This is a genomic window from Amycolatopsis sp. NPDC114484, assembly GCF_055633755.1.
Window position 1 is genome coordinate 77298 of record NZ_JBVKDQ010000006.1, and the last position, 24915, is coordinate 102212.

The window sequence follows — 24915 nt, forward strand, 5'->3', positions numbered from 1 at the left end:
TCAGCCTGCTTCCCGGATGTTCTCGGGCGACAGATCGGTCCAGTGGCCCGAAATGTGCGCCAGTGCTTCTTCGCGGCTGCTCTCGCCGAGCGAAACCCGCCAGCCTGGCGGGACCTCCGCGAACGAGGGCCAGAGGCTGTACTGCTGTGCGTCGTTGACCAGCACCAGGAAAGCTCCGTTCTGGTCGTCAAACGGGTTTGTCATCGCATTACTCCGGATCGGTTAGGCGAGGCGGTAACGGCGGAAGCTCAGCAGGGTCGCCGCGGCGAAGAGCACGACCAGCGTCACCGCGACGACGAGGCCGGGATGCTGAGCGGGGAACGAACTGTCCGCGGGCACCGGCACGCCCCACAGCTGGCGGCACAGCGTGGTGACGGAGCTGACCGGATTCCACTCGGCGACCGGCCGGATCCAGGACGGCAGCTGGCTGACCGCCATGAACGCGTTGGACAGGAAGGAAAGGCCGAGCGTCAGCACCGCGCCGACGCCGTCGATCGATTCGGGATTGCCCATCGAAAGCCCGAGCAGCACGCCGACCCAGATCATCACGTAGAGGAAGAGGGCGAGCACGGCCAATCCGGCGAGCAGCGCGGGGAACCCGGCGTGCACGCGGCCGCCGACCGCCAGCCCGATCCCGGCGACGATCGCCAGTGCGACCAAGCCGACCAGCGCGTCGCCGATGGTGTGGCCGAACAGCACGGCGGGGCGGGAGATCGGCAGGGAGCGGAACCGGTCGGTCAGGCCGCCTTTGAGGTCCATCGCCACCGCGATCGCGGTCGGTGCGACGCCGGCGAGACCGACCTGCATCAGTGCGGCCGGGAAGAGGAATTCCGGGTAGCTGCCGCCGCCTTCCACACTCACCGCGCCTTTGAAGACGTAGCCGATGGCCAGCATGGTGATCAGGGAGTTCAGGGTGATGGCGAGGAGCCGGCCGGGCACTTTGCGCAGGTGGGTCAGCCGGCGGCCCGCCAGCGCGAGTGTTTCGACGGCCGCGGCCATGGCCCGCGGCGGCTCGGTCGGGGCGGTCGGTGTGGTCGGGGCGGTCATTGTGGTCACTGCGACTCCTCGTTGCTCGCCAGCGTTTCGGCCACCGCGGCACCGATCTCCGCCTGCGGCTGGGGGTCCATCAGGTATTCGTGGCCGCACTCGATGCGACGGGCTCGCACGGGGCCTGCCACGTGCGGCACCCAGCGGCCCGCTCGTTCGGCCACCTCCGCGTCGGTCAATCCCTCGGCGGCGACGAACAACTCGACTGCTCCGGTGAATCTCGCGGGGCGGTAGCGGTGTGCCAGCGCGGCATTGTTGTCCATCACGGCGAGGACGCGGGTCATGCGTTCCTCGCCGATGTCAGCGAGTCTGCTGTCTCCCTGTCGCAGCACGGCTATGACGTCGGCTGGGGTTAGCTCAGTGTCGGAGTCGGTGTCGTGGAAGCCCACGTGCTCCAGGAAATCGACGAGCAGCTCGTGCCTGGTCAGTGCTGCTTCGGAACCGTCCTGCGGGTATCTGTCCAAGATGGACAGTGAGCCGACCGTTTCTCCTTCGGACTCAAGGCGTACGGCCAGTTCGAAAGCCAGCAAGCCACCGTAGGACCAGCCGAGCAGGTGGTACGGGCCGTGCGGCTGGATCCGGCGGAGGTGCGTCAAGTAGTCCTCGGCGACCTGTTCGACGGAGTCCGGGAACTGTTCTGTGCCACTGATTCCCGGCGACTGCAGGCCGTAGATGGGACGGTCCGGCAGGTGGGCCGCCAAGCCGAGGTAGGGCAGGCTCAGGCCGAGTCCGGCGTGCAGGCAGAACAGCGGCGGTTTCGACCCAGTCGGGCGGATCTGCAGCACCGGTGCGAACGGGTCCGGCAGGTCCGCGAGGTCGGGTTCGGCTCGTTCGGCGAGTACGGCCAGGCGTTCGACGCTGCCGTGGGTCAGGACGTCGGCCACGGTCAGCCGGAGTCCGGCTCGCCGGGCCAGCGCGACCAGCCGGACGGACTGCAGGCTGTTGCCGCCCAGTTCGAAGAACCCGGTCTGGACGTCAACGTCGGCGATGCCAAGGGGTTTCCGCGAAAGCGGTTCGCAGCAGTTCGGCGGTTTCGCTCGGGTCCTGGCCGGTTTGTGCCGCGGGAGCGGGCAGGGCGGCGCGGTCCAGGGAGCCGTCCGGGGCGACTGGGATGGTGTCCAGTTCCGCGAACGCGGTCGGGATCAGGTAATCGGGGAGTTCGGCGGCCAACGCTTCTCGCAGGGTGAGCGGGTCGACGCCGCGTTCCCATTGCGGGACAACGTAGGCGATCACCTCGTCCTCGGCGATCACGACGGCTGCGGCGACCGCGGGCTGGCGGAGCAGGGCCGCCTCGATCTGCCCGGTCGGGATCGCGAAGCCGCGCACCTTGGCCTCTCGGATCAGTTCCACGGTTCCGTCCAAGCGAACGCGGGCGGGGAGGCCGGCGGAGGCCAGCTCGGAGCCCGCGCCAGCCAAGTACAGCTCGCCTCGGCCACCGCGCGACACTGGCCGCAGACTCTGGTCGAGGACCTCGGCGCGGCTGTGCGCGAACGGGCGTCCGTTGACCAGCGAGAGCCAGCCGGACGCCGCGGTGCCTTCGCAGTTGAGTGCTCCGTCGAGAAATTCCTCGCCGAAGTTCAGCACCCGGGTGCCCGGACGCAGCGCCAGCATTTTCGCGATGTTCGGGGTCAGGACCACGACGCTCGGGTCCACCGACGAGGCGAGTTCCGCGATCTCCGAGGCGGGGGCGACGGTCACCACCGCGCCGACGTGCAACGCTGCGAGCACGACCGGCAGAGCGAATTCGGTGTCCGGTGCCAGGACGCGATCGCTGGCCGTGAGCGGCAATTCGGTCAGCAGGGCGGCGATCGTCGCGGCCAGCGCGCCTCGGGTGAACACCGCGGCACCGCGATAGGCCAGGTCCGCCTCCGACAGCGACACCTCCAGGTCGGTGTCGGCGAATCCGGACCCGTCCGCGTGCACTGTGCAGCGAGACGGACCGCTCGATGTCCAGGCCGCGCCGGTGGCGAGGACGGCGAAGATCGCGGCCCAGCGGTCCCGGCCCGGCGGCAGGTCGACGGTCACCGTCTCCCCTGGTCCCGCGCCCTGGGCCAGCAAAGCCCGGGCCAGCCGGTTGGCTTGCTCGCGCAGGCCGATGTCGCCGGGCACCAGCAGACCGGCATCCGGGGCCTGCGGAGACCACGCGGCCGGGGTGGTCCGCTCGTCCGAAGTGCGCAGGTCGATCCGGCTCAGCGGCTGCCCGGGATCTTCGGCGGCGGCGGTCAGCAGGAACGTCAGCCGGTCGACGAGCAGCTGCGCGGTGTCCGCGGTGAACGCCTCGGCGTTGTACTCGAGCGTGCCTTCCAGACCGCGCTCCCCCTTGTGCTGGCCCAGCTGGAAGGTCAGGTCGAACTTGAACTTCTTGTGCGTCGGGGGAAGCATTTCGGGACGCGCGGTCAGGCTGCCGAGGCTGACTTCGGACGGCGGGACGTCGTAGAAGGACAACAGCACCCCGAACAACGGCTGCCGCGACATCGACCGTGCCGGTTGCGTCGCCTCCAGCAGCCGTTCGAAGGGCAGGTCCTGGTGGGAGTAGGCGGCGAGGTCGGCGTCGCGGACCCGCGCGACCAGGTCGGCGAAGTGCGGATCGCCGCTGGTGTCGGTGCGCAGGACGAGCGTGTTGACGAAGAAGCCGACGAGATCGTGCACGGCTTCGTCCGGACGGCCGGCGACCAGGCTGCCGAGCGGGATGTCGGTTCCCGCGCCGAGACGGGTGAGCAGCGTGGCCAGTGCGGCTTGGACGACCATGAACAGGCTCGCGCCTTGTTCGTGCGCGAGCCGCGCTAGGCCCCGGTGCACGGCGGACGGTATCTCGAACTCGATGGTTCCGCCGTGGTAGCCCGCTGAGGCTCGGCGGGGCAGGTCGACCGGCAACGCCAGTTCGCCGGGGATTCCGGCGAGTGCTTCCCGCCAGTGCTTCAGCAGGCGGGCGGATTCGCCGTCCTTGGCGTCGTCCAGGAGGGAGTGTTGCCAGACCGAGTAATCCGCGTACTGGGCGGGCAGGTCTGTCCACTCTGGACTATTTCCGGACCGCCGGGCCTCGTAGGCGGTGGCGAGGTCGCGGGCGAGCACATCGACGGACCACGCGTCTCCGGCGATGTGGTGCAGCACCAGGAGGAGGACGTGGTCGCCATTCTTGCCGGGGCCGAACAGCTTGCTGCGCAACGGGAGATCGACGGCCAGGTCAAAGCCGCGGGCGACCTCTTCTTCCAGCACCGCGGTGAGGTCTGCGGGCATTGGTGCGGCGCGCAGGGACTCCCCCGCGTCGAGAACGCGCTGGTACGGCACGCCGTCGGTGTCGGGGAAGACGGTGCGCAGGATTTCGTGGCGTGCGGTCAGATCATCGACGGCCGCGGCGAGCGCCGAGCGATCCAGCTCTCCGGAAAGCCGCACGGCGAGTGGGATGGTGTATCCGCCGTGTTCGCCTTCGAGGCGGTTGAGGAACCACATCCGCTGCTGGGCGTACGACAGCGGCAGCGGATCGGGACGGTCCAGTTTGCGGAACGCCGCACGGGCCTGGCCCGCGGACGCGAGCCGTCCGGCCAGCGCGGCGACGGTGCGGGCCTCGAACAGGTCCCGCAGCGGCAGTTCGACGTCCAGTTCCGACCGGATCCGGCTGACCAGCGCGGTGGCCAGGAGGGAATGCCCGCCGAGTTCGAAGAAGTCGTCGTCGATCCCGGCTTCGGGCAGCCCCAGCACCTCGGCGTAGAGCCGGGTCAGCTGTTCCTCGACCGGGGTCCTCGGGCCGCGTTTCTCTTGCCCGGCCAGGTTTTCCGGTGCGGGAAGGGCTTTGCGGTCGACCTTGCCGTGCGCGGTCAGCGGGAGCCGGTCGAGTACGACGATCGCGCTGGGCACCATGTACGCGGGCAGCAACTCGGCCAGCTGGGCCTGCAGATCCTCGGGACGGGCGGTTCCCGCGACGTAGCCGGCCAGGTGCCGGTTCGCCGCGTCGGAGCCCTGCACGACGACGACCGCGTCGGTGACGGATTCCTGGGCGAGGAGACCGGCTTCGATCTCGCCGAGTTCGATGCGGTGGCCGCGGATCTTGACCTGGAAGTCGCGGCGTTCCACGAACTCCAGCGCACCGTCGGCCCGGCACACGACGCGGTCGCCGGTCCGGTACATCCGGGTGCCCGGCTCGCCGAACGGGTCGGCGACGAACACCGAACCCGTCTTGACCGGATCACCGACATAACCGCGTCCGACGACCAATCCGCCGACGTACAGTTCGCCAGCCGCGCCTGGGGGAACCGGCCGCAACTCGTCGCCAAGCACGTACAGCCGGGTGTTCCGCACCGGAAGGCCGATCGGCACCCGCAAGCCCTGCGCATCGTCCACACTGGACAGAACGGCGTGCGTCACGTCGTCCGAGCATTCGGTCGGCCCGTAGGCGTTCACCATCGGGATATTCGGGAAGTACCCGAACCACCGCACGCACAGGTCCGGCGGCAAGGCCTCTCCGGTGACTACCAGCCAGCGCAACCCGTCCAGGTTCGGCGGGCTGCCCGCGTCCCAGAAGTCCAACGCCGCCCGCAACAACGAGGGCACGACTTCCAGCACTGACATGCCCAACCCGAACAACACGTCCGGATCCGCCGCCGTCTCCCGGCTCACCGCGCGGACTTGAGCGCCGACCAGCAGCGGCGCCAGCATCTGCCACACGGACACGTCGAAGGTCAGCGGGGCGTTCTGCACCAGCACATCCGACGGCGCCAAAGACAGGTCCTCCACCTTGGCGAGCAGGTGGTTGACCATCCCCCGCCGGGAAACCATCGCGCCCTTCGGGCGGCCCGTGGAACCGGAAGTGAAGATCAGGTACGCGACATCGTCGTCGGCACCGACGACCGGTGCCAGTTCGATGTCGACCACGCCGTCCAGCTCGATGACGTCCACCGGCAGGCTGGCCGCGATCTCCCGGAATTCCGGGGCCACGATCACGCACGCCGCGCCGCTGTCCTCCACCAAGCCTTGCAGCCGAGCGAGCGGCACCGTCGGGTCCAGCGGCACATAGGCACCGCCTGCGCCCAGGACACCGAGAACCGCGGAAATAAAGCCAATTCCGGGACCGGCGAGCACACCAGCTACCCGCCCCGGCGGCAACCGCCGAGACAGCGCCGAGGCCAACCCGACCAGCTCCGTGTAACTCACCGAACCGGAGTCATCGACCACTGCCACGGCGTCCGGTGCCTGCGCGCGCACTCGCTCCACTACGCCCGCACCGACCGGACCAGTCGCGCCGAGCAGGAAGGTCTGCGACGGTTCGGCCACCACGTCGATCCGGCCGAGCAGGCGGTCCGGATCGACGAGCACCGTGTCGAGCAGCGCCCGGAACTGCTGCGCCAGCCCGTGGACGCGATCGTCGCCGAACGCCTCGCGGAGGTAATCGAAGCGGAAGACGAGCGAGCCGCGCGGTTCCACCACGAGGCTGAGCGGGTAGTGCCGAGAATCGAGCGTCACCGCGTCGACCACGCGGACGTCCTCGCCGAGTTTCACCAGCGGGCCGCCGTCGCCGGCGGGGACGTTCTCGAACACCACTGCGGTGTCGAAGAGTTCCCCGCTGTCCGGGATGGCTCCGCTCAGTTGTGCCTGGCCGATGTGCTGATAGGACACCATCGACGCTTGCTGCTGCCCCAGTTCGGCGAGCAGTTCGCGGACCGGCCGCGACGGGTCGAGGCGAGCCCGGACCGGCACGGTGTTCACGAACATGCCGACCATCGTTTCGACGCCGGGCAGTTCCGCCGGACGTCCGGAGGCCACTGCGCCGAAGACCACGTCCTGCTGTCCGGCCAGCCTGCCGACCAAAATCGCCCAGCACGCCTGCACGATCGTGCTGACCGTCAGCTCGTGTTCCCGTGCCCACGCGTAGAGATTCGCAGTGTCGCTTTCGGACAGTACTAACTCGACAGTCGCGGGCAGGGACGCCGCGGCGGGCAGGTCTGGCGCTACACGGGTCGGACCGGGCAGGCCGTCGAGCAGGTCCTGCCAGGCTTTTCGCCCGGCTTCCTGGTCCTGCCGGGACAGCCAGGCGAGGTAGTCGCGCATCTGCGGCACGGCGGGCAGTTCGGTCGTCGCGCCGCGTGCGTAGAGCTGCGCCAGCTCGTCGATGAGAATGGGCACCGACCAGCCGTCGGTGGCGATGTGGTGTGCGCTCCACAGGAACCGGTAGCGCTCGGCGGCGACCCGGATCAGGGTGAAGCGGACCAGCGGCGGGCGGGCGAGGTCGAAGCGGCGCAACCGGTCCTGCTCGACCAGCCGCTGCAGCTCCGCCACCCGACGGTCCTCCGGCAGCACGGTCAGGTCGATTTCGGTCCACGGCAGTTCGACCGATTCGGCGACCAGCTGCACCGGTTCCCCGTTGCGGCGTCGCCGGAAGTATCCGCGCAGGGCGGTGTGCCGGGTCAGCAGCGTGGCGCAGGCGTCCCGGACCGCAGCGGTGTCGAGTGGCCCTTCGAGGTCCGCGATCGCTTGCACGGCATAGAAATCCACGCCCTCGGCGTCCAGTTCGGCGTGGAAGAGCATGCCTTGCTGCAACGGCGCGAGCGGAAGGACTTCCTCGACCGGCCCGACCCGCAGCTCGTCCAGTTCTCCCGGTTCGAGTTCGACCAGGGCAGCGGTGGGGTCGAGCGCGACCTCATCGCCGATCGGGACCGCGTTTTCCGCGATCGCCGCCGGAGTGCGCGCTTCCAGCAGATCGCGCGGAGTGATGATCAACCCGGCCTTGCGCGCGCGGCTGACCACCTGGATCGAGCTGACGCTGTCGCCGCCGAGAGCGAAGAAGTTGTCGTCGATGTAGACCTTCGGCACCGTCAGCACTTCGGCCAGCACGTCGCACAGAATGGCCTCGACGGCATTGCGCGGGGCCCGGCCGACCGTCTCGGCAGCGAAATCGGGCTCCGGCAGCGCGTCCCGGTCGACCTTTCCGTGCACGGTCAACGGCATCGCGTCGAGCACGACCATCGCGGGCGGCACCAGGTAGTCCGGCAGCCGCTGCTGCAGTTCGCTGCGCACGGACGGGATGTCGACCGGCTCCGTTCCGACCAGATAGGCGGCGAGCCGTTTGGTCCCGTCGTCGGTGCGCACCACGACGACCGCGTCCGCGATCTCGGGCAGCTCGCGCAGGGTGGCTTCGATCTCGCCGAGTTCGATGCGGTGGCCGCGGATCTTGACCTGGAAGTCCCGGCGCTCGATGAACTCCAGCGCACCGTCGGCCCGGCGCACCACGCGGTCGCCGGTCCGGTACATCCGGGTTCCCGGCTCGCCGAACGGATCCGCGACGAACACCGAGCCGGTCTTGGCCGGGTCGCCCACGTAACCGCGTCCGACTACCAAGCCACCGACATACAGTTCGCCAGCCGCACCCGCTGGGACCGGGCGCAGCTCGTCGCTCAGCACGTACAGCCGGGTGTTCCGCACCGGAAGGCCGATCGGCGTCCGCACCCCGCGCACATCGTCCACACTGGACAGAACCGCGTGCGTCACGTCGTCCGAGCACTCCGTCGGCCCGTAGGCGTTCACGAGCGGGATCTCCGGGAAGTACCCGAACCACCGCGCGCACAGGTCCGGCGGCAACGCCTCGCCGGTCACCACCAGCCACCGCAACCCGGCCAGCTCCGGCGGACCGCCGGCGTCCCAGAAGTCCAACGCCGCCCGCAGCAACGACGGCACCACTTCCAGCACCGACATGCCCAGGCCGAACAACGTCTCCGGATCCGCCGCGACCCGCCGGTCCACCACCCGGACCTGACCGCCGACCACCAGCGGCGCGAGCATCTGCCACACCGACACGTCGAACGTCAGCGGCGCGTTCTGCACCACCACGTCGGACGCACCCAGCCCGAGGTCCTCGACCTTCGCCAGCAGGTGGTTCATCATCCCGAGCCGCGAGACCATCGCGCCCTTCGGACGGCCGGTCGAACCCGACGTGAAGATCACGTACGCGACGTCATCGTCGGCGCCCACCACCGGTGCCAACTCGACATCGATCGTGCCGTCCAGCTCCACGACGTCCACCGGCAGTTCCGCGGCGACCTCCCGAAACTCCGGTGCCGCAAGCACACACGCCGCGCCGCTGTCCGCCACCAAGTCGCGCAACCGCGCCAACGGCAACGTCGGATCCAGCGGCACGTAAGCGCCACCTGCGCCCAGCACGCCGAGAACCCCTGAGATAAAGCCGCTTCCCGGACCAGCGAGCACGCCGACCACGCGCCCCACCGGCAACCGCCGCGACAAGGCCGAGCCCATCCCGACTAGGTCCGCATAACGCACCGGCCCGGCAGCGTCGACCACCGCCATCGCATCCGGTGCCTGCGCGCGCACCCGCTCCACCACGCCCGCACCCACCGGGCCAATAGCGCCCAACCCGGCGGCGAGTAGTTCCTCGCGCTCCTGCGCATCGGCGACGTCGACGTGCGCGAGCGGCGCCTCCGGATCGGCGCGCGCGAAGCGGTTCAGGAACGCGGCGAACCGGCGCAGATGAGTGTCCACTCCGGACTCGTCGTAGAGGTCGGGATTCCCGTTGAGGTGCAGTTCGATCCCGCCGCCGGGCTCGTCGAGCACAGTGATCGACAGGTCGTTCGTGATCCCGGTGGACAGGTTCCGCACCCGGGTCACGCAGTCGCCCAGCCGCAGTCCGGGATCCGCGGGCAGCACGTTGACGAACGGACCGCCGAACGGCCGCCGCTCGTCGCTGCGCACGCCGATGTCGCGCCGGATCTGGTTGACGTGATACCGCTGGTGCTTGAGCGTGCGGGCGAGTTCCCGCGACGCCTGCTTCAGCAGCAGCTGCGGGGTCATCGCGGGCGTGACCTGCATTTTCAACGGCAGGTAGTTCGCCATCATCCCCGGGATCGTCCTGGTCCGGACACCGGCGCGGGCGGCCACCGGGACGGTCAGCATCAGGTCCTGGATCCCGGAAAGGCGTTCGGTGTAGGCCGCCATCGCGGCGAGCAGGAAGGTCGGCAGGGTCACCCCGGCCTGCGCCACCGCCTTACGCGCCGCGGCGGCCGCGTCGGCGGGCAGGGCGAGCGTGCGGCGAAGGAATCCGCGAGCCGGTGCGGGTTCCTTGCCGGACAGGCTGATCAGGTCCGGGACCGTGCTGAAGTGGCTGCTCCAGAACTCGCGGTCGCGCCCGAGGTGAGTCGAGGTCTGGTAGGCGAGTTCGGAGTCCAGCAGGTCCCGAAACGGCGGCAGCGGACGGCCTTCGGGCTCCGCGCCGGTCAGCACGGCCGTGTACAGCTCGCCCATCCGCCGGTGGCAGATCGCGGCGCTGAACCCGTCGCCCACCAGATGATGGGTGGTGAGATACCAGAATCGCCGACGCGGGCCGAGGGTGAGCAGCGCGGCGCGGAACAGCGGGAAATCGGTGACGGAGAACGGCCGGGCCAGGTCCTCGTGCATCCACGCGAGCGCGGCCGCCTCCGGGTCCGGTTCGCCGGACAGGTCGAGGAAGCGGACCGGCAGCTCGGTCAGCGGTTCGACCACCTGGCGCGGTTCGCCGTCGACCTCGAAGAAGCGGGCGCGGAAGCACTCCGCCTCGTCGGTGAGCAGGCGGAACGCCTCGGTGAACACCGGCACGTCCAGGTCGCCGGAGATGTCCAGGTAGTCGGCCATCGCGTAGGCCAGGCCGCCTCCGGAAAGCTGCTCGTCGAACCAGACGTCGGTCTGGGCCGTGGACAGGGGCAGGCTGGTCTCGACAGCGGTCATCGCGGCACCTCGGAAAGTCGGTCGGTGGTCTGCTCGGGCACCCGGCCGAGCGCGTCGGCGGCCCAGTGGTCCCGGTAGACCGTGTCCAGGTAGTGGTCGCCCAGGTCCGGGGAGACGGCCACGGCGGTCAGGTCGCGGTCCTCGCGGGCGAGCCAGGACAGCGCGCCGGCGACGACGGTGCCGGTCGAGCCGCCGAACAGGAAACCGTGCCGCACCAGCGTCCGGCACATCTCGACGGTTTCGGTCTCCTCGACGTGCACCACATCGTCCACTAAGGACTCGTCGAGCAGCGCCGGGCGGATCGCGGAGCCCAGCCCGGGAATCCGCCTCGGCCCGGGCGGACCGCCGAAGCTCACCGAGCCGACGCTGTCCACCGCGACCACGCGGACCGACCGGCGCGCCTCGCGCAGGTAGCGGGCGCAGCCCATCAACGTCCCGGCCGTGCCGGTGCCGACGAACAGGACGTCCAGGCCGGGGAACATGCGCAGGATCTCCGGGCCGGTGGTCCGGTAGTGCGCGGTCCAGTTGCCCGGGTTGGTGTGCTGGTCGAGCCAGACGTAGTCCTCGTGTTCCGCGCAGAGGCTCTCCACCATCCGCTGCCGCGCGCCGACCAGGCCGTCCACCGGGTGCGGTTCGGTCAGCACGTGGACCTCGGCGCCGTAGTTCTGCATCAACTGCCGGGCCGACAGCGTGCAGTGGTCGTCGGTGACGCAGATGAACCGGTATCCCCGGCTGGCCGCGACCATCGCGAGCGCGACGCCGATGTTCCCGGACGAGCTTTCGACGATCGTGTGGCCGGGACACAGCGTGCCGTCCCGCTCGGCGCGCTCGACGATCTCCAGCGCGGCCTTGAGCTTGATCGACCCGGCGAAGTTGAACCCCTCGCATTTGACGAACAGGTCGCGGCCGACGAACCTGCGCAGGTCGACATACAGATCCGGGACGGTGAACTCCTGAGGGGCGGATATCACCCGCACGACAGACCTCCGGTGACCGAGGGGCGGCTCAGCGCCGGGAACGACTCGCCCCGGCCGACTTTGCCGGCGAGCAGCCCGGTGAAGACGATGAGTTTCTGGATGTTCGCGGCGCCTTCCATGAATTCGACGCCGCGCGCGTCGCGAATCAGCTTGTCCAGCAAGGGATGCGTCCAGCGCGCGCTCGGCCCGAAGAACCGGCAGGCCGCTCTGGTCGCGTCCTCGGCGAGCCGGCTGGCCTCGGCCTTGGCCGACGAGGCGAGGTGCCCGCCGCGGCTTCCGCCCGCGTCGACCTCCATCGCCGCGAGGTGCACCAGGTTCCGGACGCTCTCGATCCGGTATCCCAGCTGGTCCCATTCGGCCGCCGCGCCGCCGGTGAGCAGGCCGCCTTCGGCGCGGACGTACTCGTGCGCGGCCCGCGCGATGCCGACCGCGATGGCCGCGACGCCGGGGCGGAGGCGGTTGAACGTCAGCGTGGCGGCCCACATCCCGCGCCGGGCCGGGGAAAGGTGGTGGCCCAGCACCCGGTTCGCGGGGATCCGGACTCCGTCGAACTCGAGGGCGCAGAACCGTGCGCCGCGCAATCCGAGCATGCCCAGCGGTTCGGCGCGAAAGCCGGGGGAAGCGGTGTCCAGCAAGACCGCCCGCACGCCGAGCGGACCGGGCGCGGTGCGGGCGAAGACCACACCCATGCCCGCGCGGGAAGCGTTGCCGACGTACCGTTTCCGGCCGTGGAGAATGAAGTCTCCGTCTGGTCCGGGCGTCAGGCTGGTGGTCAGCGCGTTCGCGTCGGAGCCCGCGTCGGGTTCGGTGAGTGCGAAGAAGGTCCACGTTGGACGGTCGATGAGCCTTCCGTAGAACCAGGATTTCTGTTCGTCGTCCCCGAGTACGTCGATCAGGACGCCGGACATCGACGCGCCCGGTGCGGCGAGCGTCGCGCCCGCGTCGCCCCGGGCGAACTCCTCCAGCAGCACCGTTCGTTCCAGCGCGGTCATCCCATTGAACCGGTGCCCGGCGACCCTGATGCCCTCCGCGCCGTACTCCGCCGGGACCAGCAGCTGCGCCATACAGCGCACCGCGGGCAGATCGGCGAACTGGGCGGTGGCCTCGGGATCGCGGTCGAGCACCGCTCCGGCGTCGCGGAGGTCTCTCGCCCATTCCGCGGCGAGATCACGCAGAGCCAGCAAGGGTTCGCTCAGTACCGTGCCCGTCACGTCGTCCCCTCGGCCATTTCGTGCACACTCGCGAGCAGCTCCGAAACGTCGGCGACCTCGCCCGGTCCGCCGGAGAGGAAGCCCTTCGCCCCCAGCAGGCCGAGCAGCTTCCGGTCCACATCGGACAGACACTGATGCAGATACCGCGCTCGCGCGGGAGCCACCCTCTCGTCCGCCCGCAAGTCCGCCTCGACCGCCAGTTGACCGTTGAGCGCGGTGGCGAGGCAGTCCTGGATCATCTGCTTGCGCAGCAAGGACTCCTCCCCCGAACGCCGCTCGCCCAAGTACTGCAGGCACTCGTCGAGCAGCCCTTGGGAAAGTCCCAGCCGCACCCACAGCAGGTCCGGCCCCGCGGGCGCGTCCGGCAGCCCCCGGGCGAACACGACAGCGCCGCCGGGAAGATCGGCTTCCCGCAAGATCTCCGCCCCGGCGGGCAACTCCCCCGCCGGGACAGCCGCGATCGCACCGTTCCGGCACCTCGTCCGCAGCAGCTTGAGCGCGGGCGCGACGCCCTGCTCCCGGGCGACGCGCCGGTACTCCTGCCACGGCACCGGGTCAGGCACGGATTTCCGCGATGACGAACGCGGCGAGCGAACGCACCGATTCGAAGTGCTGCATCTCCAGGTTCTCGGTGTCGAACTCGATGCCGAACGTGTCCTCGAGCTGCATCAGCAGCTCCAGCACGCCGGTGGAGTCAAGCCCGGCGTCCGACAGCCGGGTGTCCGCGGACAGGTCGGCGACGTCCCGTTCGAGCACCGCGCCCAGCGCGCCGGTGATGCCTTCGACGATCCGCTCCTCGGTCAGGGTCTGCGTGGGCTGCGCGATCTCAGTCATGGCTCTCCTTTTCCTTACACAGGGTTCAGCGCGCCGTCGGAGCGAATCCGCGGGCGTCGCGGCGGGCCTGGCCGCGGGAAATCCGCAGCGGATCCCAGTCGTGGCCGCGTTCGGGCAGCAGGGCACGGTCGGCGAAGACCGCGCCGTCGTACGCTTCGGCCAGCACCGGCCGGTCGAGGATCGCCTCGGCGCACTGCGCACCGCCGACCGCGGCGCCGACGACTCCCCCGCCATGGATGTCCTGCCCGGCGACGAACAGTCCTTCGATGTCAGTCCGCACGTCCGGCCGTCGTCCGTGCGGGCCCCAGGACTGCAGTCCGTACGCGGCTCCGCCGGTGGCCAAGGTGTAGCGCTCCTGCGTGAGCGGGGTGGCCGATTCGAGGTGGACGATGCGGTCCCGGAACGGACCGAGCACCTCTTCCGCGCGGTCGAGCAGGCAGGCGGCGAGTTTATCCTTGGCCGCACGGTATTCGGCCACGCGCCGATAGCGGAGCCCCGACGCCGGTCCAGCCTCCACGCCCCACTGCGCGTAGCCGGGCGGGCACGCGGTCATGATCTGGAGGTTCGTGTACCCGGGAGGGCAGACTGCGGTGTTGCCGGGGTCCTTGTGCGAGGCGGACGAGATGAACACGAACGGCAGCTCGTCGAACTGGCCAGCTTCCGTTCGAGCGTAAGCACTTTCGACATCACCGCTCGGCCAGTACCAGATGTTGGCCTCGGACGCTTCCGGCAATTCCGTGTCCACCACCGCGTAACTGGTGACCAGCGGCAGCCGCATGACCGCGTCTTCGGTGCGCCGGACAATGCCGTCAGGGAGGTTTTCCCGACCACCGCACAACTCCAGCACCGTGCGTCGATAGTCCGCATTGGACACCACCAGCGGCGCACGCAGTACGTCTCCGTCGGTCAGTTCGACACCGACCGTTCGCCCGCGCTCGATCAGGATCCGGGCGGCGCGCGCTTTGGTGCGCAGCTGACCGCCGTGCGTTTCGAGCTGCTCCACCAGCGCGGCGGCCAGCATCTGACCGCCGCCTTCGGGGTAGTACGCGCCCCCGGTCAGGTAGTCGTCGAGCATGCGGATGTGCGCCGCGACAACGGTATTCGCCGGCGACGAAGCATAGTTTCCCGACTGCGCGGCCAGCACCGTGCGCGCGGCCGCCGACAGTCCACAATGGTCAAACAGACGGCTCAGGCTGCGCCGGCTCCAGCGCACCACCGCGGCCGAATTGCCCAGCACCGGCCGGGAACTCGCCGAGTACCGGGCCGCCGCGGCGATCTCGCCGCAGATCGCGAGATACTCCCGAAGCCCCGCGACCTCCGCCGGAAAGGTCTCAAGCAGCCGATCCCCATACCGGGACCAGCCTTCCGGAACGTCGAAGCGCACGCCCGGCAGCACGATCCGGTCGAAGCCGTCCGGGTCGAGCCGGCGGAACCGCACCCGGTCGCCGACGCCGAGCCCGGCCAGCAGCGACGGAAGCAGCCCGCCGGGTCCGCAGTCGCCGAGGTAGTGCACGCCGATGTCGAACTCGTAGGAGCGCCGCCGCCGGAACATGTGGCAGTTGCCGCCCGCCACGTCGTGCTGTTCGAGCACCAGCACCCGGCGGCCGAAGGCGGCGAGGTACCCGGCGCAGACGAGGCCGCCGATCCCGGACCCGATCACGATCGCGTCCCAGGAAGGGCTTCCCGCCTCGTTCGGACTCATACCGCTGACGCTACGGCGGGGCGGTGACCCCGGGCTGACCGCGCGCTGACAGCTGGGGGCAGTCAGCAGCAGGCGGTCGCCCAGGGGTCACCTATTCAGGAGAGAGCATGGCGATCGAGGTCTTTCCGCGCACCGCGAGCCACGTCGGGAAGAGCGTGGCGACCATGCTTACCACGACCGCGAGCAGGACCACCACCGCATAAATCCACAATGGACCATACGGCAGCCAGCTGTCGGACACCGCCTGGCTGAACGGAACCAGCATCGCGAGCGAGACGGCGGTGCCCAAGACCACTCCGATCACCGCGACGACCATCCCCTCCACGGCCATCACGCCCAGCACCTGGCCCCGGCTGGACCCGGCCAGCCGCTGCAGGCCGAACTCGCGCCGCCGGTGCGCGGTCGAGAGCACGAGCGTGTTCACCACCGAGATCGCCGCGTAGAGCAGGATCATGCCGACGACGAGGTAGTTCACCCAGGCGTTCGCTTCCTGTTCCTGCACGAACTTGGCGGTGAGCGTGTCCCGGTTCGCGACCTGCACCCCGGGCGAGGCCTGCGCCAGCCCGTCGAGCGTGCTCATCAGCTGCGAGACGCTCGTGCCCGCCGCCGCGGTGACGAGCACCTGCGACGCGATCCCGTCGGTGGTGTGCGGAGCCAGCGTGCCCGCGGGCAGGAGCGCCGCCGCGAAAGCCGGCGCGGACCGCAGTGTCGCCACGACTCGCAACCGCACCTGCGCACCGTCGCCGAGCCGCAGCCCGATCTCGTCGCCGACCTTGACGTGCAACCGGTCCGCGTGGTCGACCGGAAGCGCGATGGTGTTGCCCTGCAAGGCGGCCAGCGATCCGGAAGCGACCTCCGCCGCCCGGGTCTTCGCGACCGCGTCGCCGGTGACCCCGGTCAGCGCGAGCCCGTCCTCGTCCTGGCCCGGGTCGGACGGCTTCTCGTTGTAGCCCTTGCTGGTCACGTACGCCGAAGCGGTGCCGACCCCGGGCAGCGACCGGACCTTGTCGAGCAGCCCGGTGCTGACGTCGCCGGTCGACGAGGTGACCACCGCGTCCGCCGAAAGGTTCGACGCGTACTTCTGCTTCGCCGATTCCACCTGCGTGGTCTGGAAATAGAGCATGAACACGGCCAGCGTCGTGGCGAGCATGACCGGTACGACCGCACCGGACATCGGCAGCCAGCGCACCCGGGCATTCGCCATCGCGAGATAGCCGGACAGCCCGCTCACCGCCCGCACCGGAACCCGCAGCACCGCGACCATCGCCCGGGTGATCCCCGGTGCGAAGAGCGCGACCGCCGCCGCGACAAGCGTGACCGCCGGTCCAGCGGTGCTGGCCGCGAGCGGTCCGTCCATCACGGTGATCGTCAGATAGGCCAGTGCCACGCCGCCGATCAGGCTGCCGATGCCCCACCAGAGCCGGAACGACGTCAGCCAGCGCTTCGGGGAGACCAGTTCCTGCATCGCCTCCACCGGACGCGTCCGTCCGGCGTATCGCGCCGCGACAAAACCCGCGCCCCACGCTGACAGCAGGCCGACAAGAATGCCCGCGGCGGTCGGAATCCAGTCCTGGTGATACGCCAGCACCGGTTCGAAGACGCCGAATCCGGACAGCCGGTCGAACAGCCAGTTTCCCAGCAGCTCGCCGGGGAAGGCTGCCAGCACGGTCGCGAGCACGCCGATCACCATCGACTCCGCCGTGATCATGCGGCTGACCTGCTTCGGAGTCGCGCCGACCGCCCGCAGCAACGCGACCTCGCGCCGCCGCTGTTGCACCGACAACCCCAGGGTGCTGGCCACCACGAACAACGCCACCTGCACCGCCAGGCCGCCGAACACCGCGGCCAGGATCACCAGGATCTCCCCGCCGTCGCTCGCCTGCGCGAACTCGGCTGTCCCGCGCGCGACGCCGGTGAGCGCGACCGCGTGCTGGTCCCGGACCGCGTTCGCGATCTGGGTGCTCAGCGCGGCCGGGTCCGTGCCCGCGGTGGGAAGCACGCCGAACGCGTCGACCTGCCCGGTCGCGGGCGTCAGCGCGAGAGCGTCTTCATGAGAGAAGAACACCGCGTCGGAAGCCATTTTTCCGCTCGCGACGGCGATTCCGGTGACCTGGAAGGACCGGACGCCGCCGCGCACGGCGATCTGCACCGAACCGCCCGCGGCCACCCCGGTGGCCGCCGCCGTCGCCTGGTCGAGCACGACTTCGCCGCTGCGCTGCGGAGCCCGGCCGTCAGTCAGCGAATACGGGGCCAGCTCGGCGGTCGCCCAGTCGTGCCCCAGCGCGGTGCCGCGCACCAGCTTCACGTCGGGGTCGGCGGGCAGCGTCGCCGGGATCGACACGTCGGGAATGACCTTCGCGACGCCGGGAACGGCCGCGATCGCCGCGCCCAGCGAGGCGTCCAGCCGCACGCGTTCGGGCAGGGTCGCGGACTCGTGGTCCTCGTCCTCGGTGCCCGGGTTCGTCGGCGGCAGGTTGTAGTGCTGGTCGCCCGCGACGACCACCGGAGCCTCGGCCAGCCGCTGCGGCGGGACCCGGGGCGAGATCCCGGTCTGCATGAGCCCGCCGCACGCCATCACGATCGCGGTGCCGACGAGCAGCGCGACGAACGTCGCGGTGAATCCGGCCTTGCGGAACCGGAGCGTGCTCAGGGCGAGGCGCAACATCAGCGCACCGTCCCGACGGCGTTGCGGCCGTCGCGGCCAAGCCGCGACGCACGCGAGCTCAACGCGGTCAGCCCGCGCGCGACCTCGTCCACGGTCGGTTCGTGCAACTCGCCGGCGAACTGCCCGTCGGCGAGGAACAGCACCCGGTCGGCGTAGGAGGCGGCGACCGGATCGTGCGTCACCATCACGATGGTCTGCCGCTCGGCCCGCACCGCGGTGCGCAGCAGGTCCAGGATCTCGCTCGCCGACGTCGTGTCCAGCGCACCGGTCGGCTCGTCGGCGAAGGTCACGTGCGGACGGCTGACCAGCGCGCGGGCGATCGCCACGCGCTGCTGTTGGCCGCCGGACAATTCACCGGGCCGGTGCCCGCGCCGCCCGCCGAGCCCGACCTGCTCGATGATCCGGTTCACCAGCGCCGGATCGGCCTTCTTCCCCGCCAGCCGCAGCGGCAGCGTCACGTTGTCGACCACGTCCAGCGACGGCAGCAGGTTGAACTGCTGGAAGATGAATCCGATGTGGTCGCGGCGCATCCGGGTCAGCGCCGCCTCGTCGAGCCTGCCGAGGTCCTGGTCGGCGAGCACGACCGTGCCCGAATCCGGCTGGTCGAGCCCCGCCGCGCAGTGCAGCAGCGTGCTCTTGCCCGAACCGGAAGGCCCCATCACCGCGGTGAAACTGCCGCGGGCGAACGAAACGGAAATCCCGTCGAGTGCGACGACGCGGGCCCGGTTCCCTCCGTAGAATTTGGTGACGGACCGGAGCGTCACCGCATCCGTGCTTGGCTGTCCGGACTGGTACATCGGTCACTCTCCCAGGCGCGTCGGGCTGTAGAAGAAAGTTACGAGCGCCAGAGCCGGATTCCGATGGTGCTAGCTCTTCGATCCGGACTGGTCCTAGCACCCCTGCAAGGATTGCCCGGAACAGCACATAATCGGGATATGCCCTCAACCGATGCCCGCGAGCCGGCGGCGCCGAAGCCCTGGTTCGCCAGCGGTGGCCTCGCCGTGCTGCACAGCACCGCGCTGGGCCTGCTCGCACCGGTCGAGGTGGCGCTTTTCGCGCTCCTGGCCTGCTCCGCTTCGCTGCTGGGCGTGGGCGTCGGGGTGTTCCTGATCCCCCCGGTGGTCTACGCCGTCCGCGCGGTCGCCAATCTGCAGCGGAAACTGCACGGCACCTGGACCGGACGGCAGGTGCCGCGACCGTATCTCCCGCTGCCCGAGGGCACGCGGTTCTTCCAGGTGTTCGCGCGATTGCTGGCCGACCGTGCCACTTGGCGGGACACCGCCTGGCTGCTGGTGGACTGCACCATCGGCTGTCTGCTCACGCTCGCCCCGCTGGCGATCGTGATCGACGGCGTGCGCGGGCTGTTGATGCCGCTGCTCTACCCGATTCTGGACGATCTGTGGCTCGGCGACTGGTACGTCGCGTTGCCAGTGGACAACCCGGCCGTCGCCTGGATCGCCGTCGTGCTCGGCCTGCTGCATTTCCCGCTCGCCCTCTGGGCCGCGCCGCATCTGCTGAAGCTGCACGCGGCGCTGGCGGCCAAATTCCTTTCCCCGTCCGAAAGCACCGTGCTCGCCCAGCGCGTCCAGCACCTCACCACCACGCGCGACGACGCTGTCGGCCATCAGGCGCTGGAGCTGCGCCGGATCGAACGCAACCTGCACGACGGCGCGCAAGCGCGGCTGGTCGCGATGGGAATGACTCTCGACGCGGCCGCGAAGCTCGCCGAACGGCAGCCCGAAGCCGCGAAGAGCCTGCTGGAAGAGGCCAAGGCGAGTTCGGTGAAAGCACTGCAGGAGCTGCGTGATCTGGTGCGCGGGATCCAGCCGCCGGTGCTGGTCGACCGCGGTCTCGCCGACGCGGTCCGCGAACTCGGGATGGAAGCGACGCTGGAGATGGAAACCACCGTCGACCTTCCCGGCCGGTTCGCGCCCGCCGTCGAGACCGCCGCGTATTTCACCGTTTCCGAGGTGCTCAACAACGCGATGAAGCATTCCGGCGCGGATTCCGGGAAAATCGACGTGCACCATTCCGGCGGACGGCTGTCCATCACGGTCACCGACTACGGCAAGGGCGGCGCGGACCCGGCCAAGGGCACCGGCCTTCGCGAACTCGAACGCCGGCTCGCGCCGCTGGACGGGTTCCTCACCGTGCTCAGCCCGCTCGGCGGGCCGACCTCGGTGGTCATCGAAATCCCCTGCGAGCCGGTCGACTGAGGCCGTCCGCCCGGATTCCCCGGGCTTGCCGGTCCGTGAGGGGAACCCTGCGGGACTCTGATTCCCTCAGGGTTCCCCTCACGGACCACGGGAGACCTCAGTGGCGCAGGTAGGCCAGCACCGCCTGCACCCGGCGGTTGCTGTCCTCGGACACCGGCAGCTGCAGTTTCGCCAGGATGTTGTTGATGTGCTTGGACACCGCCTTCTCGGTGACGAACAACTCGGCGGCGATGTTGCTGTTGGACCGGCCCTCGGCGATCAGCCGGAGCACGTCGTTCTCTCGCGGGGTGAGGCTCTCCAGCGCGACGTCGCGCGTGTTGTGCGTGAACAGCCTCGACACCACTTCGGGATCCATCATGGTGTTGCCCGCGGCGACCCCGCGCAGCACGTCGACGAAATGGTCGCCGTCGAGCACCCGGTCCTTGAGCTGGTAGCCGACCGCACCCGCGCCGTCGGCCAGCAATTCGTTGACGTACAAGCGTTCGACGTACTGCGACAGCACCAGCACCGGCAGCCCGGGCACCTGGCGCCGCGCCTCGATCGCCGCGCGCAACCCCTCGTCGGTGAACGACGGCGGCAGCCGGATGTCGACCACGCCGATGTCCGGCTTCTCCGTGACCAGCGCGTTCAGCAGATCCGGCCCGTTGTCGAGCGCCGCGACGATCGTCATCCCGTGCGCTTCGAGCAGCCGGACCAGCCCGTCTCGGAGCAGGAACTGGTCTTCGCCGATGACCACGCGCACAGATCTTCACCTTTTCTTCGCCGCGGGCTGTTCCGCTCCCGATTATAGGGGCGCGGACGGCTCGCTTTACCGGGCGAAGGCGCAGATTCCCAGAGTTCCGCGGAACGGGTCGTAATCGGCGAGCACCCCAGGCGGATCGGCCCACAGCGCGGTGGCGGAGCGTCCTCCGGCGACCGACCCACCGGTGAGACCTGGTCCGTAACGGTCCGCCAGCGCGAGCCGATCAGCCTCCGCCCGAGCGTCGTCCGGGTCGACCCCGGGCAGCACCGCCACTCGGGTGGTTCCCGCCCCGGCTTCGAAGAGCAGTGCGGCCGCCGAATCCAACGGTGGCCGCTCTCCCGCGTACGGCATGCCTCGCTGTTCCATGATGAGGATCAGCACGCGACGCATCGGCTTGCGCCGCACGTATCCGGCCGCTACCCGCAGAGCGAGGAAACCGGCGAGCGGCCCTTGCCCGGAGACCGAGTACGTCATCGGGCCGCCCGGCAGCACGGCGGTCAGGTTGACTGGAGCGGACAGGCGCGGGTCGAAATCGGGACCGTCGTGCGCGACGACGACCAAGTCGATTGGCTCGCTCACCTGGCCGTGGAGCAAATCCCGGGCCAGGGAGATGAACGTGTTTCCCTCAGCCCTGGCGACCAGTTCCGGTGAGTAGCCGACGTCGTGCCCGGCTGCCAGATCAGTGAAGTACCGCGTCATGATCGGACCGTCGAGCCGGTCGACACCAGACTCGAATCGCCGATGCAGCACGGTTTTCAACCCCATTGGCAGCACGGCGAACGGCGAGGTGCGCGTGGCCGCTTCGGGAGCGCCAGCGCTGAACATCAGCCCTCCACCGCGGGAACCGGCAGCCGGTGCAGGTGCTGACGGCGCAACAGATCCTCCGGCTGGTCCCGTTCACTGATCACATAGGACTGTCCATCATGGACCATTACTTCGGCGGGATAGCCGTGGCTGAGGAACAGCACCGGCGACGCGCTCGGACCGTAGGCGCCAGAGCGTTCCACGCCGATCAGGTCGCCGGGACGGACCGGCGGCAGCGGGATCTTCTTGCCCAGCACGTCGTTCGGCGTGCACAGCGGGCCGGTGATCTGCCAGGTCTCGGTGGCGGGTTCGTCGATCCGGTTGAGCAGCCGCATCGGGAAATCACGTTTGACGTAGGACCCGATCCCGACCGCGGCCATGTGGTGATTGGTGCCGCCGTCGGCGACCGCGAAGTTCTGCCCCAGCGAGGTTTTCACATAGCGGACGCGTACGACGTAGGTGCCGCTCACCGCAGTGAGGTAACGGCCCAGTTCCATCACCAGCCGGGTGTCCGGATGCCGCGTGGCGAACTCGTCGATCACCGGGTTGAGCCGCGAGGTCAGCAGATCGAGGTCGAGGTCGCGTTCCCCCTCGAAGTACGCCACGCCGAGGCCGCCGCCGACGTCGACCAGGTCGAGCCCGAAGCCCAGCCGCGCGGACAGCTGCTCGGCCAGCGCGAAGATCCGGGTGGTGTTCTCCACCACCGATTCCTCGCTGAGAATGCGCGTGCCCATGTACACCTGGACACCCATGATCTTGACGTTCGCGTGCCGGGAAACCAGATCCTCGGCGGCGAACAGCTGCTCCTCGTCAATGCCGAACTGGCGGGGTTTTCCGCCCATCGTCAACCCGGATCCCTTGACCGCGAAGCTCGGATTGACCCGCAACGCCACCCGCGCTCGCACCCCGCGCTCAGCGGCGAGCCGGTCGATCAACGCCAGCTCCCCGAAGGATTCGCAGACGATCGCCGCGATGTCCTCGTCCAAACAGGCTTCCAGCTCGGCCTGGCTCTTGCCGGGACCGAGGAAAATGATGTCGCGCGGTTCGACCCCGGCCCGGCGCGCGGTCCGCAGCTCGGCGAGGCTCGACACCTCGGCGCGGGCCCCATTGTCGTGCAGCACAGCGAGGATCGACACGTTCGGATTCGACTTCAGCGAGAAGAAGACCTCCATGCTCGCGTGCAGTCCGCGCCGCAGCCGGGCCATCCGGCCGGCCAGCTCGCCGCCGTCGTAGACGAACAGCGGGGTGCCGCAGCGGTCCGCGAGCTCGGTGATCCCGACGCCCTCGATCTCGAGTTCCGTACTCATCAGGTTCTGCTCCTAGTGTTCGAAGACCATCGCGGAAAACGTCGAGCCGAGGCCGACCGAAACCATCAAGTAGCGCTCGCCCGGGTTCAACAGCCCGAGCCGGGTCGCGGTGTGGTAGTTGAGAAACGGGTCCGCGCAGAAGCAATGGCCGGTGCGCGGGACGTTGCCGAGGAAGACCTTCTTGCGCGGCACGTCCATCGCCTCCGCTGCCCGGATCCACGAAACTTTGTTGACGTTGTGCGGAAGAACAAGCGCGAGATCGCTCGCCGCGCAACCGGCGGCTTCGAGCGCGGCGCGCGTGACGTCGCCCAGCGCGTCCGGATAGATCTGCCGGAAGACCTTGTTCTGCTCTTCGTTCGTGATGACCTCGCCGCCCGGACCGCCGAGCGTCGTGGTCGCGTAGCCGAGCAGCCGGTCCCTTTGCCCGCCTGGCGCGACCAGTACCGCAGCGGTCCCCTCGCCCATCACCGCGACGTCCGGGATGATCTGCGCGGCCGGGGTAAAAGCCTTCTCCCCCGCGAGAATCAACGCCAGCGCGTCGGGGTCGCCGTCCTGTTCGAGCAACGCGCCGGCGAGGTCGAGGGCGAGCAGCCCGGACGCGCACGCGTGATCGGTGACGGTGAAGGCCAGTGCGTTCTGGAGTCCCAGCCGCTGCTGTACTTCGGCCAGCGGATCGAACGGATACGGCGCCGCCGCGGGCACCGTCTTCGGCCGCAGCACGTAACGGACGCGCTCCTCCACCCCGGCGAACCCGTCGAGCTTCGCGACCGCGCCGAGCAGCATCTCGGCCTCGGACTCGGACGACCGGCAGACCTCGGACAACCCGTAGATGCGATGCAGCCTGCGCAACTGGGCGTCGGTGAGGTCGAGGTCGTCCTGCAACGCCGCGATCGGCACCGCGGCGGGCAGGTAACTGGACACAGACATCAGGCACGTCACCCCGACAGCGTCGCAACCGGCACTGACGCGACGCTGACGCGCGGCTTTCAGACGGCGTTCGGGGCGGACGGGCCCGGCTGGTCGGCGGCGGTCGCGGGTTCCGGGCCGCCCGCGCTCCGCGGCCGGGGAATCCGTTCACCCGGCGAGTTATTCGCTGCTTATTCGAAGCGGACGGCAATAAAAGAAAAATGCTTGTCAGGAAATCCGTTTCACCAGTAAGCTGTCTTCTGGTTGCCGAGCGCGCACAGCCGCGCCAAGAGGGGGCTCCAGCGGCAGCCGAAGAATTCCGGAAGGTTTCTTCCCGGTTCCGGGTTCACCGCACCGAGACGCTCCGAGCAAGGATTCGGAGCCCCATTCGCTGTGCCATCGCGGGAAAGGAATCAGCACATGATCCGGGTTCTCCGAAAGACTCTGTCCTGCGCCGCGATCGCGGTATCCCTGACCAGCGTTTTCGCGGCGACTTCCGAGGCCATGCCCAAGAAGATCAGCGCGGACGGGTACTGGGCGCGCAGGTGCGATGAAGGACGCGCTTGCGTCGAAGGTCCCGATCTTCCGTTGTGGTGGAACTTCGACGGCTGCGGCTACCACGACTTCGCCATTCTCCCTTTCTGGGGCAAAGCACACGGCAACGCGTTCCGAGTCACCTACCAGAGCGGCCTGTGGGACGACGTCGCCGCGTGGACCAACCGGCCACTGGACAAGCACAACTTGGCCAAGTACGTCTGGGTTTTCTGCTGAGGGCTTGACGATTTCCCGGCGAATCGGAATC

At 69.5% G+C, this 24915-nt stretch carries 17 protein-coding genes and 1 pseudogene; 2 read left to right on the forward strand and 16 right to left on the reverse strand.

The window, feature by feature from the left end:
- The 12 genes and pseudogenes from ACZ7SW_RS17115 to ACZ7SW_RS17170 all read right to left on the reverse strand — a co-directional run bounded on the left by ACZ7SW_RS17115 (position 1) and on the right by ACZ7SW_RS17170 (position 18935).
- A complete protein-coding gene (locus ACZ7SW_RS17115; protein WP_116202292.1) occupies positions 1 to 204 on the reverse strand; it encodes an MbtH family protein in 204 nt (67 codons plus the stop codon).
- A gap of 18 nt (positions 205 to 222) precedes the next feature.
- The gene (locus ACZ7SW_RS17120; RefSeq protein ID WP_470231668.1) at positions 223 to 1047 is read right to left on the reverse strand and encodes an ABC transporter permease; all 825 of its coding nucleotides are present in this window, start codon (positions 1045 to 1047) and stop codon (positions 223 to 225) included.
- A 5-nt stretch (positions 1048 to 1052) separates the two neighbouring features.
- Positions 1053 to 1931 (reverse strand): alpha/beta fold hydrolase, encoded by an 879-nt coding sequence (locus tag ACZ7SW_RS17125; protein ID WP_470231367.1) that lies wholly within the window; start codon positions 1929 to 1931, stop codon positions 1053 to 1055.
- Between the two features lie 18 nt (positions 1932 to 1949).
- Positions 1950 to 2036, reverse strand: a pseudogene (locus ACZ7SW_RS17130) (acyl carrier protein); the annotation flags it as partial.
- On the reverse strand, positions 2023 to 10749 hold the full coding sequence (locus ACZ7SW_RS17135) for an amino acid adenylation domain-containing protein (RefSeq protein ID WP_470231368.1): 8727 nt from the start codon (positions 10747 to 10749) through the stop codon (positions 2023 to 2025). The pseudogene ACZ7SW_RS17130 and the gene ACZ7SW_RS17135, both read right to left, overlap by 14 nt.
- Positions 10746 to 11726, reverse strand: a complete 981-nt coding sequence (gene sbnA, locus ACZ7SW_RS17140; protein ID WP_470231369.1) for a 2,3-diaminopropionate biosynthesis protein SbnA — start codon at positions 11724 to 11726, stop codon at positions 10746 to 10748. Before sbnA ends, ACZ7SW_RS17135 begins: the two co-directional genes overlap by 4 nt.
- Positions 11717 to 12937, reverse strand: a complete 1221-nt coding sequence (locus tag ACZ7SW_RS17145) for an acyl-CoA dehydrogenase family protein (protein WP_470231370.1) — start codon at positions 12935 to 12937, stop codon at positions 11717 to 11719. The genes sbnA and ACZ7SW_RS17145 overlap by 10 nt, the downstream gene beginning before the upstream one ends.
- Positions 12934 to 13500: a DUF2786 domain-containing protein gene (locus ACZ7SW_RS17150; RefSeq protein ID WP_470231371.1), complete on the reverse strand. Its 567-nt coding sequence runs from the start codon at positions 13498 to 13500 to the stop codon at positions 12934 to 12936. Before ACZ7SW_RS17150 ends, ACZ7SW_RS17145 begins: the two co-directional genes overlap by 4 nt.
- Positions 13493 to 13771 (reverse strand): acyl carrier protein, encoded by a 279-nt coding sequence (locus tag ACZ7SW_RS17155; RefSeq protein WP_470231372.1) that lies wholly within the window; start codon positions 13769 to 13771, stop codon positions 13493 to 13495. The genes ACZ7SW_RS17150 and ACZ7SW_RS17155 overlap by 8 nt, the downstream gene beginning before the upstream one ends.
- Before the next feature lie 25 nt (positions 13772 to 13796).
- Positions 13797 to 15473, reverse strand: a complete 1677-nt coding sequence (locus ACZ7SW_RS17160; protein ID WP_470231373.1) for a phytoene desaturase family protein — start codon at positions 15471 to 15473, stop codon at positions 13797 to 13799.
- Positions 15474 to 15564: 91 nt separating this feature from the next.
- Positions 15565 to 18138 carry an ABC transporter permease gene (locus ACZ7SW_RS17165; RefSeq protein ID WP_470231374.1) on the reverse strand — a complete coding sequence of 858 codons (2574 nt, stop codon included), beginning with the start codon at positions 18136 to 18138 and terminating at the stop codon, positions 15565 to 15567.
- On the reverse strand, positions 18138 to 18935 hold the full coding sequence (locus ACZ7SW_RS17170; protein WP_470231375.1) for an ABC transporter ATP-binding protein: 798 nt from the start codon (positions 18933 to 18935) through the stop codon (positions 18138 to 18140). Before ACZ7SW_RS17170 ends, ACZ7SW_RS17165 begins: the two co-directional genes overlap by 1 nt.
- A gap of 138 nt (positions 18936 to 19073) precedes the next feature.
- Between ACZ7SW_RS17170 and ACZ7SW_RS17175 the strand changes: the two genes are divergently transcribed.
- Positions 19074 to 20354, forward strand: coding sequence for a sensor histidine kinase (locus tag ACZ7SW_RS17175; RefSeq protein ID WP_470231376.1), 1281 nt, complete (start codon positions 19074 to 19076; stop codon positions 20352 to 20354).
- Positions 20355 to 20451: 97 nt separating this feature from the next.
- On the opposite strand, the gene ACZ7SW_RS17180 is transcribed toward ACZ7SW_RS17175, so the two are convergent.
- From ACZ7SW_RS17180 to ACZ7SW_RS17195, 4 genes are all read right to left on the reverse strand, one after another.
- A complete protein-coding gene (locus ACZ7SW_RS17180) occupies positions 20452 to 21096 on the reverse strand; it encodes a LuxR C-terminal-related transcriptional regulator (RefSeq protein WP_470231377.1) in 645 nt (214 codons plus the stop codon).
- A gap of 66 nt (positions 21097 to 21162) precedes the next feature.
- Positions 21163 to 21921, reverse strand: a complete 759-nt coding sequence (locus ACZ7SW_RS17185; RefSeq protein WP_470231378.1) for a hypothetical protein — start codon at positions 21919 to 21921, stop codon at positions 21163 to 21165.
- The gene (locus tag ACZ7SW_RS17190) at positions 21921 to 23207 is read right to left on the reverse strand and encodes a type III PLP-dependent enzyme (protein ID WP_470231379.1); all 1287 of its coding nucleotides are present in this window, start codon (positions 23205 to 23207) and stop codon (positions 21921 to 21923) included. Before ACZ7SW_RS17190 ends, ACZ7SW_RS17185 begins: the two co-directional genes overlap by 1 nt.
- Positions 23208 to 23219: 12 nt before the next feature.
- Positions 23220 to 24134 (reverse strand): 3-oxoacyl-[acyl-carrier-protein] synthase III C-terminal domain-containing protein, encoded by a 915-nt coding sequence (locus ACZ7SW_RS17195; RefSeq protein ID WP_470231380.1) that lies wholly within the window; start codon positions 24132 to 24134, stop codon positions 23220 to 23222.
- 399 nt (positions 24135 to 24533) lie between these two features.
- On the opposite strand from ACZ7SW_RS17195, the gene ACZ7SW_RS17200 reads away from it, so the two are divergent.
- Positions 24534 to 24884, forward strand: coding sequence for a hypothetical protein (locus ACZ7SW_RS17200; protein WP_470231381.1), 351 nt, complete (start codon positions 24534 to 24536; stop codon positions 24882 to 24884).
- Positions 24885 to 24915 lie beyond the last annotated feature (31 nt).

Bases quoted from the DNA above. Each gene is read 5' to 3' on its own strand.
- ACZ7SW_RS17200 (WP_470231381.1), top strand. From the start codon at position 24,534: ATGATCCGGGTTCTCCGAAAGACTCTGTCCTGCGCCGCGATCGCGGTA.
- ACZ7SW_RS17115 (WP_116202292.1), bottom strand. From the start codon at position 204: ATGACAAACCCGTTTGACGACCAGAACGGAGCTTTCCTGGTGCTGGTC.
- ACZ7SW_RS17170 (WP_470231375.1), bottom strand. From the start codon at position 18,935: ATGTACCAGTCCGGACAGCCAAGCACGGATGCGGTGACGCTCCGGTCC.
- ACZ7SW_RS17165 (WP_470231374.1), bottom strand. From the start codon at position 18,138: ATGTTGCGCCTCGCCCTGAGCACGCTCCGGTTCCGCAAGGCCGGATTC.
- ACZ7SW_RS17135 (WP_470231368.1), bottom strand. From the start codon at position 10,749: ATGACCGCTGTCGAGACCAGCCTGCCCCTGTCCACGGCCCAGACCGAC.
- ACZ7SW_RS17190 (WP_470231379.1), bottom strand. From the start codon at position 23,207: ATGAGTACGGAACTCGAGATCGAGGGCGTCGGGATCACCGAGCTCGCG.
- ACZ7SW_RS17160 (WP_470231373.1), bottom strand. From the start codon at position 15,473: ATGAGTCCGAACGAGGCGGGAAGCCCTTCCTGGGACGCGATCGTGATC.
- ACZ7SW_RS17155 (WP_470231372.1), bottom strand. From the start codon at position 13,771: ATGACTGAGATCGCGCAGCCCACGCAGACCCTGACCGAGGAGCGGATC.
- ACZ7SW_RS17185 (WP_470231378.1), bottom strand. From the start codon at position 21,921: ATGTTCAGCGCTGGCGCTCCCGAAGCGGCCACGCGCACCTCGCCGTTC.
- ACZ7SW_RS17175 (WP_470231376.1), top strand. From the start codon at position 19,074: ATGCCCTCAACCGATGCCCGCGAGCCGGCGGCGCCGAAGCCCTGGTTC.
- ACZ7SW_RS17195 (WP_470231380.1), bottom strand. From the start codon at position 24,134: ATGTCTGTGTCCAGTTACCTGCCCGCCGCGGTGCCGATCGCGGCGTTG.
- ACZ7SW_RS17120 (WP_470231668.1), bottom strand. From the start codon at position 1,047: ATGACCGCCCCGACCACACCGACCGCCCCGACCGAGCCGCCGCGGGCC.